9 protein-coding genes are annotated in these 13511 nt (G+C 37.6%); 7 read left to right on the top strand and 2 right to left on the bottom strand.

Annotated features, from left to right (window positions below; translation table 11 throughout):
- Positions 1–270: 270 nt before the first annotated feature.
- Together K364_RS0105535 and K364_RS0105530 are read right to left on the bottom strand one after the other, a co-directional pair.
- Positions 271–987 (bottom strand): DUF362 domain-containing protein, encoded by a 717-nt coding sequence (locus tag K364_RS0105535; protein WP_028307188.1) that lies wholly within the window; start codon positions 985–987, stop codon positions 271–273.
- Between the two features lie 867 nt (positions 988–1854).
- Positions 1855–3141, bottom strand: a complete 1287-nt coding sequence (locus tag K364_RS0105530) for an IS110 family RNA-guided transposase (RefSeq protein ID WP_028307187.1) — start codon at positions 3139–3141, stop codon at positions 1855–1857.
- Positions 3142–3518: 377 nt separating this feature from the next.
- On the opposite strand from K364_RS0105530, the gene K364_RS0105525 reads away from it, so the two are divergent.
- The 7 genes from K364_RS0105525 to K364_RS0105495 form a co-directional block, all read left to right on the top strand.
- Entirely contained in the window at positions 3519–4256 is a 738-nt protein-coding gene (locus K364_RS0105525) for an isochorismatase family protein (RefSeq protein WP_242841665.1), read from the top strand.
- 288 nt (positions 4257–4544) lie between these two features.
- Positions 4545–5936 (top strand): dihydropyrimidinase, encoded by a 1392-nt coding sequence (gene hydA, locus K364_RS0105520; protein WP_028307185.1) that lies wholly within the window; start codon positions 4545–4547, stop codon positions 5934–5936.
- 245 nt (positions 5937–6181) lie between these two features.
- Positions 6182–7585 (top strand): NCS1 family transporter, encoded by a 1404-nt coding sequence (locus tag K364_RS22955; RefSeq protein ID WP_051533825.1) that lies wholly within the window; start codon positions 6182–6184, stop codon positions 7583–7585.
- Positions 7586–7823: 238 nt separating this feature from the next.
- A complete protein-coding gene (gene hemL, locus K364_RS0105510; protein WP_028307184.1) occupies positions 7824–9119 on the top strand; it encodes a glutamate-1-semialdehyde 2,1-aminomutase in 1296 nt (431 codons plus the stop codon).
- A 102-nt stretch (positions 9120–9221) separates the two neighbouring features.
- A complete protein-coding gene (locus K364_RS0105505) occupies positions 9222–10397 on the top strand; it encodes an SAM-dependent methyltransferase (protein ID WP_028307183.1) in 1176 nt (391 codons plus the stop codon).
- A 148-nt stretch (positions 10398–10545) separates the two neighbouring features.
- Positions 10546–12033, top strand: coding sequence for a trimethylamine methyltransferase family protein (locus K364_RS0105500; protein ID WP_028307182.1), 1488 nt, complete (start codon positions 10546–10548; stop codon positions 12031–12033).
- A gap of 21 nt (positions 12034–12054) precedes the next feature.
- On the top strand, positions 12055–13511 hold a 1457-nt coding region (locus K364_RS0105495; protein ID WP_028307168.1), incomplete at its 3' end, for a trimethylamine methyltransferase family protein.

The raw sequence follows: 13511 nt of genomic DNA, 5'->3' as shown, positions 1-13511 counted from the left end.
TCATGGGAAGAAGCTTTTTAGTGCAAATGGGATTAATCCAACAGTTACTAGCCGGATAGGCAAAAAGAGACTTGAGCTTGTTAATATCATGCTTGAAGGTTTTCAGATTAGAATTTAATATTAGGGCCCACTGGCTGGGCCTGTTATTTTACTTGTCGTACTGCACTTTTTCTTGTCCTGCAGTTTAGGGTGTCTTACATATAGCTATGATGGTTTATGCTTTCTCCTGCAGGCTAGCTTGTCGAAGTCACTGCAGATTAGCTTGTCGCACTACACCATTACCAAACATCCCACAGTATCAACTGCTAAAATATCCTTTCCAGCAATTATTACGTTCATTTCTTTGGGTTCGTACATTTCGCTAGCGATTATCCCATCAACGATTGTGAAGTGAGGTTGAATTACTTTATTTAAATCAACAATAGATCTGTTTAGATTTGTATGATGGAAACGTTTTTTTTCTGCGTCTGATATCAAGCCCTTTAAATTCTTCAAGCCTATGCTTACAGGTACAGAGGAAATGGTTTTAAGCTTTGGAATATTTATAAGCACATCTGTATCATTTACTAATCTACTTACCTCAATACTATCCAACACTAGACCATTCTTTACCTTACTTCGATTGAAATGTTCCTTCTTTAAATCTACTAATTGTACTCCAGTTTTCTTTGCTACATTCATAATTTCAGATGCTTCATATGCTTGCATGGTATCAGTGCCGATAATGGCTGATTCTCCAATTATTATTTCTTTGAAAACGAAGTGCATTAAAAGATTTATTATAGCTTCTATTAAACGATGATCTGTATTTCTACCACTAGACGGAGGAAAACATACGCTTGCATTCGGCTTGAGCAGTATCCTAGAGTCTGGTTTAATAAGCTCTCCTAATTCATCAAGTATGTTTAGGTTATTAATTAAAATATGTGTAAGATCCTCTGCTGATGGGTTTGGTGAAGTTTTGGCGATGGTAACCTGAGTGGGCATATTTGCCTCCGTAATTTAATGTGTATTATTTGAAAACTGGACTAAGATTTTATTATAAAAAATAAAGATTACAACTCTGAATGTATACATTGCAAATATAATGTGGAAAAATTCTTAAAACTTATATCTAACAAGATGATAACATATAGAAATCAATTTTAGTAGAGGTAAGTGAGAAAGTATGTACAATAACCCACCATAATACTGTAACATATCTATTTCGTATGTCTTCTCCAAGTCTTTTAAGGGTCTAGAGTAATCATTGTGTGATACTTAGGCCATCTTTATTTAAATTCAGCTGCTCAGGCTCAGGCGTCCCATTATTGTCTTAGTTTTATGTTGGTCATAAGAAGAATCCAACACGATTTTAATACTTCCTGAAGTACGCTAGCATAATAAATATTGTATTAAATGGGTGTGGCTTAAATGTAAAAGGTGATTTAGATAAGGATAATTTGTTGAACATATGCAATATCCTACAAAAGTGTTGCAAAATAGAAATCCTGCATTTAAGACTTTATTCAGTGTGATATAAGACGTTTGCTTTGTGGCTAGTTTGCATTAACGTTGTGGACTTGCAATGCTTATATATAGACATAAACAAATAAAAGCTATTAATATTCAACTATTCTATGATGGCACATAAATTGCAAGTATAATAGTCAAGCATTAGTAATTAATAAACGAAATGGTGCGAGTTGTTAATTGCTAATGAAAAAACTAATTGAAAGACACCTGGTAATATGTCAATATAAATTTGGAAAATAATTTAATTTTTTTCTTATGATCTTTTTAAAAAAGGGTACACCAAATAAACCTATGTTTTAAAGCTCAAACATAGAAACATACGTTCTGTATATTTGGTTTTTAAATGGCTTTCGTCATCTCCTTTTCGTTAGTGTAAAGTCGGTTGTCGCGTAGCAGGGCGAAAATCAACCTGACTAGTTTTCTTGAAGTCAGTGCGAGTGCTCTTTTGTGCTTGAAGCGAATGGCTTCATCATATTTCTTTCGATAGAATGCCGTATAGTCGCTGTTATTGTTTTTAAGAAGGCTCATGACAGCCTCGCCAAGGTAGTATCTAAGATACTGATTACCGCTCTTGGTCATATAAGTAATATCGCTTGTAAAGGATCCTGACTGCTTTTTACGCCAGGTAAGACCTGAATACTTTGCTAGTTTTTCCTCCGAGCTAAAACGGCTAATAAAACCTATTTCAGCGATAAGTCCGGCAGAAATGACAGGACCAAAACCTTTGATTGAAAGCAAACACTTATATCCATTGCTGGCAAGACCACCAACTGCTTTTACAATTGCTTTATCAACTGCTTTAATCTCAGTTTCAAGAGCTTTGATGCAGTTGAAAGATGCAGCAATTGCTGCGTTGAGCGGTTCATATAATGCCTTATCAAGACGATAGGAATCACGAGCTGCTTTTTGAAGAAGCCTAGCCTTAGCTTCTGGATCGGTAAAACGTCCATTTCCTTTTAGCATAAGAAAGTCAATTAGTTCTTCTAAAGGGGCATAAGCGATCTGCTCTGGTGACATTTCTTCAAGAACAGCCATAGATGTTGCTCCAAATTTATTAGAGAATGGGCAGTCAGAGTCTTTGATACTAATGGCTGCCAGTTCACTAAATTTTATAAACATATTAGTTAGGACATAGGATTTTTCTCTTGAAAGATTTTCAACCAGATGTAGTCTGGCGCGGGTAAGGCGCTGGAGAGCTACAAACTGGGAACCCTGAAAAGGTTTTGAAGTAATCTTGCCGGTTCTTGCAAAATCGGCAATGCCGTAGGCATCATGAGGATCATCCTTGTCCACATCCACAAAGGTATTCTGATAAGCCCTAGTGACCTTTGGGTTAAGACAGTAAACCTTTGTGTGGAGGGCAGCAAGCTCTGGAGCTTGAAAGAGGTAGTTGCATAAATGGAAACTGTAAAAAGAAGTAGATTCCATAGCAACAACTACATGAGTCGCATCAATAGAAGAGGCGTGCTTAATTATTTCAGAGATAATTAGCGAAGCGCCGGATGCATTATTGGGGAATGGGAAGGATGCAAGCTGCTCTCCAAAAAAATCTAACATTACGGCGTGTTGAGAGCGTAAACTCACATCCACACCAACAAAGAGAGTGGAAAGCATATGTTTTTTCATAGTAAACACCACCTTTCATAGTTGGGATAATGGAATTACCAAAGGGGATATCCTTGAATCAGAATGCATCAACACCCTCGCACAATCAGAACTCTAGTGGATGGGTGTAACGGCTACTGCTACACAGCCACCATTCCACCTGGAACAACACCTGGGTCTGAAGCTAACATAATGAACAAGGGAACAGTCTTTCGGAGAAGCCACCGTAATGGTGCAACAGGAGTGAAAAGAACCAGCCTTCGTGTAATCCTTTAAGAATTATACATCAAGGACATCCCTTTTGGTAATTCCAATTCAGTTTTCTTATACAGTCATTTATGAATTGGAAAATATACTAAATAACTGACTGTAAATATATTATACGAGGATTGATGGTAATGACAAAAATGGTTCCAGATCCTAAGTTTAAAGACACTGGCGGAAAGTATGGTTTTGACCTAGAAATGCTGGAGCAGGCGTTTAAGGAAGCTAAAAGGATTTATAAAGAAAGAGGCTTTCAAAAAAGAATGGGGTATGGTAAAGCACCTGCAATAACAACAGTAGACATGGCTAAGGCTTGGATGTCGGAAGGTCATCCATTTACATGTGATAAATCTGAGGAGATATGTGCTAATGCCCTTAAGGTGCTGGAAGCTGGAAGAAAATCGGGGGTTCCCATTTTCCATTCAACTACTGGGTACACAGGAGAAAAACAATGGGATTTACCAAAATGGGATGAAAAAATTCCAATGCATGCACTAGATATTAATTCACATTGGCTTGAAATTGACCCTAAGATTAAACCACAACCAGAAGAGCCACTTATTTACAAAAAGTACGCAAGCAATTTTTTTGGGACACATCTGGCTATGACTTTAGTTAACTTAGGGGTTGACACAGTAATAGTAATGGGAGCAACAGCAAGTGCATGTGTTAGACATACTGTTATGGATTCAACTGGATATGGGTTTAAAACAATTGTTCCGGAAGGTACTATTGGTGACAGAGTACCAGGAGTTGTTGAGTGGAACTTATTTGATATGGATGCTAAATTTGCGGACGTAGAGCCATTAGAAAACGTGATAAAATATTTGGAGGGCATAGATAAAAGTGTATATAAAAAAAATAATAAATAAAAACTACAGGGTTTATTGAATATAATGTTAAAATATAACGCCGTAATGGTCAAGTGCTGGTATAGGCACTTGACCTCCAGATTGCATAAAATTCAATTGGTGAAACATTATTTTAGAACCTGACTTTAAGCCTTACCAATATACAGACTTAATCATAATTGTATTTATTTGAAAGTTTTATTAAAATAAACTCTGAAATATTTTAAAGGTTTATAAGTTAGCATATGCTAGACTGCATCGCTAGTTTTTAAAAATTAGACCCATAAAATTTTTTTTGGGGGGATATTAATGAGTATTTTAATTAAAAATGGTACAGTACTAACTGCAACGGATGAGTATAAAGCAGATATTTTGGTTGAAGGAGAAAAAATTGTAACTATAGGTACTAATCTGAATGCTAAGGCTGAAGAAATAGTTGATGCTACTGGCAAGTATGTTTTTCCAGGTGGAGTAGACGAGCATGTTCACTATGCTTCTTTTGGATCACTTGGTTACGATACTACTCATGCGGCAGTAGTTGCTGGAACAACAACTATAGCTGATTTTGTACCTCAACCACAAGGTGCAGGACTTAAAGAATCAGTATTAATGCATATTGAAAACCAAACAAAAGGAAAAGCTAGTGTTGATTATGTGTTGCACGGGCTAATAATGGATGCTAGACCAGAAGTTTTTGAAGAAATACCTACTATGCCTGAAATTGGAGTTGCATCAGTAAAGCTATTCATGGCTTATAAAGGCACACCATATTATGTTGCTGATGATGCAATCTTTAATGCACTTAGGTTAGCTAAAGATGCGGGAGTTACCATAATGGTACACGCTGAAAATGCAGATATAATAGACGTATTAACAAAAGAGCTAGTAGAACAAGGAAAAACTGATCCCAAGTATCTTGCTGAAGCAAGACCAGTGCTTACTGAAGCAGAAGCTACTTCCAGGGCAATTTATCTTGCTAGAATGGCGGATGCTCCAATCTTTGTTGTTCATGTAACTTGTAAGCTAGCCATGGAAGTTATAAGGGATGCATATAGAAAGGGTATACCTGCATATGGGGAAACATGTACTCATTATCTTGTTTTAACTGAGGAAAATTTAGCTAAACCTAATTTTGAAGGAGCAAAATATGTCTGCATGCCTCCTCTTCGTTCACAAGAAAATCTTGATGCTATGTGGGAAGCACTAAGAAACAATTGGCTATTGGCTGTTGGATCTGATCACTGTGCACTTGATGGTGGTTTCGAAAAAGCTAAGCGTAAAGGTATGGGTGATTTTAGTAAAATTCCACCTGGATCTCCAGGAGTAGAAAATCGTTTAGCAATCGTATGGACATATGGTGTTGAAAAAGGAAAAATTAGTCGTCAAAGATTTGTTGAAGTATGTTGTACAGCGCCTGCGAAGATTTGTGGTATATATCCTCAAAAAGGCCAAATAGCTATTGGTTCGGATGCAGATATTGTAATTTTCGATCCAAATTGGAAAGGAACCATCAGTGTTAAGAATAGCCTGCATGGAGTGGACTATAATGCTTATGAAGGATTTGAACAAATTGGCAGGCCAGAAAAGGTATATCTGAGAGGTAAATTGACGGCTGAAAATGGAGAATTTGTTGGACAGTTTGGTCAAGGGCAGCAAGTCAAAGCTCAACCTTTTGGGCTATGTTATGAAGGGGTTAAATGATCCTGTTATTGAGAGATGAAAAAACAAACTAGTTTTAAAAGGGATAGCTCTAATTTACTAAATACCAAAGATACATAAAGTAACTAGCATTCGAACTTATTATTTAGGGCTATCCCTGGAATAAGTAGCAAGTTAGACTGATAACCAATACGGTAAATAATATATCAAAATACTAATACGATTCAGAATTATCTGAATTAAATAACCTATAACTAGTTTAAAAAATATTAAAGGAGTTGGGAGTAATGGAAATAAAACATCAAGAAATTTCTGTTTCTCGTCAAATGGTTGCTGAAAAGTATAAAGATATTGCGCCAGACCTGTTTCCTCAGGATACAAGGATACTAGATCAAGTATCGTATACTTTGGCCTGGGTCGGGGGTAGTGTCTATATTGGTGTTTTTATGTTGGGAGCTAGTATAGTACCACCTAATGGCAGCTTAAACTTATTTCAAGCTGTGATAGCTATGCTTATAGGTCTTTCTGCAATAGCCGTATGTTATACACTAAATGCTCAACCAGGAAATAAACATGGGTTGCCATTTGTTATTCATGCAAGACCGGTTTTTGGGGTGTTAGGAGCAAGGTTACCAGTTTTAATCAGGGCCGTTCCAGCACTTCTTTGGTACGGTATCCAAACTTGGGTTGGAGCAAGTGCTTTAAATGCCATATCCAATCAGTTGTTTGGTTTTTCCAATATTGTATTTTATTTTATAGCTTTTCAATTGATCCAAATTGCTCTTTCTGCTTATGGTTTTAAAGGAATAAAGTGGTTGGAAAATATTGGTTCAGTGGTAATAATAGCATCTCTAATTTACATGTTTACTGTAATATACAAAAATTTTGGAGCGCAAGTTTCAGAAAAGATTATAAATATTCCAGGTACTTGGGGGATAGATTTTTGGATACCTGTAGTAGCATTTATTGGGGTAATGTCTGCCATGATGCTTAACATAAGTGACTACGCACGTGAATACCATAAATCTTCTAATAGTAAAATGTTTATAGCCCATTGGATTGGAAGTGTGCCAGTAGTAATGTTTATGGCATTAATAGGGTTACTGGCTGCTGGAGTAACCGGGGAATGGGATCCTATAATACTTTTTACTACTTTATTACCCAGTACTTTTGTGCTTATTGTAGCTTTGTTTTTTGTGGCTTTGGCACAGGTAACAACTAATATTATGTTAAATGTTATACCCCCTACCTATATTATGATGGAACTTTTCGGCTTTTCTTTTAGGAAAGGTGCTGTAATTACAGGTATTCTTATATTCTTCACCTTCCCGTGGAAAATCATGACTGCCAGTGGATTCTTTTTCTTCATTCAAGCATATTCTCTATTTTTAGGACCAATATTTGCAGTCTTAATAGTTGATTATTTCTTTATAAGAAAGGGTAAATACAAAATCATGGAATTATACGATGAAAATGGCCAGTATAGTGGTATTAACTGGTCTGGAATAATAGCTATAGTATTTGGAGCTATTATAGGTGGAGTCATTAAGTTTGAGTTGGCATGGGCTATTAGTTTAATTCCTTCTGGTCTCTTATACTATGTCTTAATGAAAAATACTACAATTAGTACTAGATTTTTGGATGAACATAACCCTGAAGTTGAAGAAACTAATAGTGTAAATGTTAACTAACAAGTCTCTATAGTAAGTAGAGAAACTATTTAAGCTGATCAAAAAATTCTTATTACAGGTGTTTCCGGCCATTTATTTAAGAGGATGCAGTTTCACCATTAGTTACGAATGGTCGGTTTCCTTTATTTTTAAAAAAACAAAGTATTCTAATTAATTGTAGAGCGCTTATAATTGTCTGAATTAACGCATTCTCTTGTTAGCCAAAACTATACTTTAGAAAAGAAAGGAGCTTAAAAAAATGCTTAATATGTCAAGATCAAAAGAAATGTTTATAGAAGCTCAAAAGTATATTCCTGGTGGTGTAAATAGTCCAGTCCGTGCTTTTAAATCGGTCAAAATGGATCCTCCTTTTATAGCTAGTGGTAAGGGAGTTTACATTTTTGATGAAGATGGTAATCGTTACATAGATTATGTTGCATCATGGGGGCCTTTAATTCTAGGCCATTGCCACACAGAAGTGGTAAATGCTTTACACTACTGTTTAGAAATAGGAACCAGTTTTGGGGCACCCACTGAGCTGGAAACTAAGATGGCCAAGCTTGTTATTGACTGTGTGCCTTCTATAGAAATGGTTAGAATGGTTAACTCTGGTACAGAGGCTACAATGAGTGCCTTAAGATTAGCAAGGGGTTATACCGGTAGAGATAAGATAGTTAAGTTTGAGGGGTGCTATCATGGGCATGCTGACTTCTTATTAATAAAGGCGGGCTCTGGTGCTCTAACCCATGGTGTGCCTACCAGTCCAGGTGTTCCTAATAATACGGCTCAAAATACAATTACGGCACCCTTTAATGACTTAGAAACATTAGAAAAGATTTTTGAACAGGAAGGGGAAAATATTGCTGCAGTTATTTTAGAGCCGGTTCCAGGAAATATGGGCTGTATTCCACCAAATCACGGCTACCTTGATGGAGTTCGCAGTCTTACTGAAAAATATGGTACTTTATTAATATTTGATGAGGTAATGACGGGATTTAGAGTAGCTTTAGGAGGCGCTCAAGCCCGCTATGGTATTAAACCAGATATTACTTGTTTAGGAAAGATTATTGGTGGAGGACTTCCTGTAGGTGCTTATGGTGGCAGGAAGGATATAATGGAGAAGATTTCTCCTTTAGGCCCAGTTTATCAGGCTGGAACCCTATCTGGAAATCCATTGGCTATGACAGCAGGATATACTACTTTACAGATTCTTCAGAGAGATGGAATTTATGAGAAGCTTGAAGAAAAGTCTGCTAAACTTGCTGCCGGGATGGAAGAGGCTGCTAAAACAGCCGGAGCAGAAGTTTACTTTACAAGGGTTGGAAGTATGTTTTCAGCATTTTTTACAGCCCATGAGGTTACTGGTTTCCAAAGTGCGGCAACTTCTGACATTGACAAGTTTGTTGCCTTCTTTAAGGCCCTCCTTAAAGAAGGGGTATACATAGCCCCATCCCAGTTTGAGGCAGGTTTTATGTCCCTAGTACATGAGGATAAGGAAATTGAAAAAACTATTGAAGCGTGTTATAAGGCATTCAAAATTGCAGGAAAGGCATAGTTGCTATAAGAATAGATCAGGGTTTCTAAAAAGCTAAAGGGTAAAATTTAGATTAATATAGGCCAGTTAATCAAAGAAACTCTTGGATGCCGAGGTGAAGTAATGAGAAAAACATTGATGGATTTTTTATTTAAAAAAATAGAGTATGGTCGTGTAAGTGTTCTATATTGGGACGGTGAAGAGGCAGAATATGGAAAAGGCGAACCTAGTGTTAGAATAATACTAAGAGAGCCTCCACCTATAGAATTTAATACAAAAGATCCTGTTCTGGCAGTTGGTGAGGCTTACATGGATGAGATTATTGATTTTGAAGGAGCTTTGGAAGACTTAATTAAAATTGTTGAGCTAAATAATAAGATGCTAATTAGAGATAAAGTAGACGATAGGCATATATCAACTTATGATGATGAAGGATTTAAGGAAAAGGAAAAAAATATTAAGTATCACTATGACCTGGGAAATGACTTCTTTTCCCTATGGTTAGATGAAACAATGAGTTATTCATGTGCCTATTTTAATAATCCAGAAGATTCTCTATATCAAGCACAATTAAATAAAATAGACCATGTTTTAAAAAAAATATGCTTAAAACCTGGAGAAAGGCTTCTTGATATAGGAAGTGGATGGGGATGGCTTATAATAAGGGCTGTCCAGCAATATGATGTAAAAGCCCTAGGAGTAACTCTTAGTGAAGAGCAGTTTGTTGCAACAAAAAAGCGCATTAAAAGTTTGAGGCTATCTGAAAAGGTTGATGTGGAGCTTTTGAACTACATGGATATAGATGAAAAAACAGAGCAATTTGATAAAATCGTTAGTGTCGGGATGTTTGAACACTGCGGCAAGGATAATCTTTCAAAATATATGAAGAAAGTAAGTGACCTACTTGTACCAGGGGGCCTGTCGTTACTTCATACCATTACAGGCACAAAAGGGTCTGATGTTAATCATTGGATAAAAAAGTATATATTCCCTGGTGGCTATATACCATCCTTGCGGGAAACTATTTGGTTATTACCGGAGTACGATTTTCATTTGCTCCATGTCGAAAGTTTACGAATGCATTATGCAATGACCCTTGACCGATGGTACGATAATTTTGAGAATAATGTTAATAAGATCGAAGATAAATTTAATAGAAGGTTTGTCAGAATGTGGAGTCTGTATCTACAGGGTTATGCTGCTTCTTTTAGAGCGTCGGGATTAAATATACATCAGATATTGTTTTCTAAAGGGCTTAATAATGACTTACCCTTAACCTTTGATTTTATTTATAAATAGAAACCTGCACATTTATTCTTTCTAGGCTATCACTGGGGTATTGAACTTAAAATTAAGCTTTAAAATTATTTAACATTTAAAAAAAAAATACAGAGGGTATCTAATAAATACAAAGATATAAAAATATTAAAAAAAGGAGTGATTATTTGTGAAAAGCAATTATGTTAGAGCAAACTATCAAGTCAATCAAACAGTAAATTTCCGAGTCCTAAGTAACGATCAGTGCCAGGAAGTTTATTATGCAGCGCTAGAATGTTTAGAAAGGACTGGAGCTGACTTTTATAGTAACGAGGCGCTAGAGATTTATAAAAAGGCTGGGTGTTGGGTAGACGGCAATCGCGTACGTTTTCCTTCAAGGGTAGTAGAAAAAGCAGTTAGAAGTGCCCCAACGCGAATAACAATTTGTGACAGAAATGGGAACAGAAGCATGTTTCTAGAGGGTAGAAATACCTATTGGGGACCGGGGCCAACTAACACCTATACCTTAGACCCCTTTACCGGAGAAAGAAGAAGACCAAAAAAATCTGATGCTGTGAGGGCCGGTATAGTATGTGATGCATTGCCTAATATTGCATATGCCATGGATAATGGAACGGTAATGGATGTCACGCCAACCTTATCAGATGTTCACTCCTTTGATGCCCTTGTTCGCAATACGACAAAGCCAATTATTCACTGGGGTTTTGGAATTGACCAGTATAATGACATTATAGAAATGGCTGCAGCCGTAGCAGGTGGCCTGGATGAACTGCAAAAAAGACCATTTATTATACTTTATTCAGAATCAAGTCCACCCTTAAGGCACTCGGCAGAAGCAATTGACAAGGCTATTTTTGCAGCCCAGAAGAACGTACCAGTTATCTATACACCATGCACATTTGCTGGTGGTGTAGCACCGGCTACCATGGCAGGATCCCTGGTTATTGCCATAGCTGACAGTTTAGTTGGCCTGGTGGCTAATCAAGCTGTAAGAGAAGGTTCCCCCTTTATCATGGGTGGATTAATTTCAACAATGGACATGGGAAGCTCAATCCTTGCTTATGGAGCTCCTGAGTTAAGCCTGCTTTCTGCAGCGTTAACTGACATTGCTGTTTACATTGGCCTGCCAATGTTTAGCACAGGAGGCTGTACTGACTCCAAATGTGTAGATGCCCAGTGGGCTGCAGAATCTGCCTTTTCAAACCTTATAGCCGGGTTAAGTGGAGCAAATATTATTCATGATTGCAACTATATGGAATATGGAAACTGTGGATCTCTTGAACTATTGGTGGCCAATAATGAAACCATTGGTATGGTCAAAAGGATAATGAAGGGAATTAAGGTTGACGACTATACCCTTGCAGTGGATGTAGTAGACAAGGTAGGGCCAGGAGGCCATTTCCTTGGAGAACAGCACACCATAGATAACTTTAGAAAAGAAACCTGGTGGCCCTCATTAATCAGCCGCTTACGTTATGATGAGTGGAAAATGGAAGGCGGCCAATCATTTGGTGATAGGGTCAAGCAAAGAACACAAGACATTATTAATAACCATAGAGCCGAGCCACTGCCAAATGATGTCTGTGAAAAACTAGATGCAATCATTGAGAGAGCAGAAGCCAGAGAAGCTAAATTGAACAAGAAAGATAAAAAATAATTAATGAAAGGAGAGTTAGTAATGAGAGCAAGGAGTAATTATGTAGCAAATGCCAGTACAATGTTGAGTATATTATCACCAGGCCAGTGCGAAGAGGTGTTATTAGCTGCCCAGGAAATTCTTGAAAGGACTGGAGTTACCTTTCACGATGATGATGCATTAGAAGTAATGAAAAAGGCTGGCTGTTTTGTTAATGGGAATCGGGTTAAGATACCATCTTATATAGTGGATAGGGCTTTAAGAACAGTACCCCATAGAGTGACCTTATGCAACAGCCGTACTGGGAGCAGAGATGTGCTGCTAGAGGGAAACAATGCTTATTTTGGCACCGGCTCAGATACGCCTTATTATATTGACCCTTATACAGGAGAAAGAAAAAGATCCAGTACCCAATCAGTAAGCTGGGCCTGCAAGACAATTGATGCATTACCAAACCTGGATTTTGTCATGTCCCTTGGTATTGTTCAGGATGTGCCCCTTTTAATATCTGACAGGCATCAATTTGAAGCTCAGGTTTTAAATACTTCCAAGCCAATTGTTACAACAGCACATGACATTTACGGATTTGCTGATATAATAGAGATGTGCGAAATAATTGCCGGTGGAGAAGAAGAACTCCGAAAGAACCCAATTATGACCTTATATGCTGAACCAATTTCACCCCTACAGCATGCATGGGAAGCAGCAACCAAACTAATGCTTGCTGCCAAGAAAGCCCTGCCAGTTGTATATACTCCCTGTGTAATGGCAGGTGGAACTGTTCCTGCAACCCTGGCTGGAGTATTGGCTACTGGTCTGGCTGAAAGCTTAAGCGGTTTAGTATTGCATCAAAACACTAAAGAAGGTTCCCCCTTTATTATGGGCGGAGTATTTACTATAATGGATATGAAGAGTACAATCTTCTCATACGGATCACCAGAATTTAATTTATTGATGTCAGCTTTGGCAGATATGGCTCATTACTTGAAATTACCCATGTTTGGAACATGTGGCTGCTCTGACAGCTGCATTCCTGATCAGCAGGCTGGAATTGAAGCTGCACTGAGCATTGCAATGACAGCAATGTCAGGTCCGAACTTGAACCACGATGTTGGGTATGTTGAATATGGTTCAACAGCCAGCCTTGAATACCTTGTAATCTGCAACGATATAATTGGTATGGCTAGAAGAGTTACTCGTGGTATTGAGGTTAATGATGAAACTTTAGCCCTTGACATTATTGACAAGGTAGGTCCAGGTGGTCACTTCCTGGCAGAAGACCATACATTCCGTCATTTTAAGAAGGAAAGCTGGTTCCCCTCCTTAATTAACCGTCAGCGTTATGAAATGTGGGAAGCTTCTGGGGCTAAAACATTAACACAGGTAGCCAATGAAAAGGTTAAAGATATAATTGAGAATTACGAGCCAGAGCCACTGCCAAAGGATGTTCAAAAGAAAATTAGGGCGGTAGTTGAAAGGGCAGAATCAAAGCTAAATGC

Origin of the sequence: Desulfitibacter alkalitolerans DSM 16504 (assembly GCF_000620305.1) — a bacterium.
Taxonomy (GTDB): Bacteria; Bacillota; DSM-16504; order Desulfitibacterales; family Desulfitibacteraceae; genus Desulfitibacter; species Desulfitibacter alkalitolerans.
This window is presented reverse-complemented; position numbering and strand designations above follow the sequence as displayed.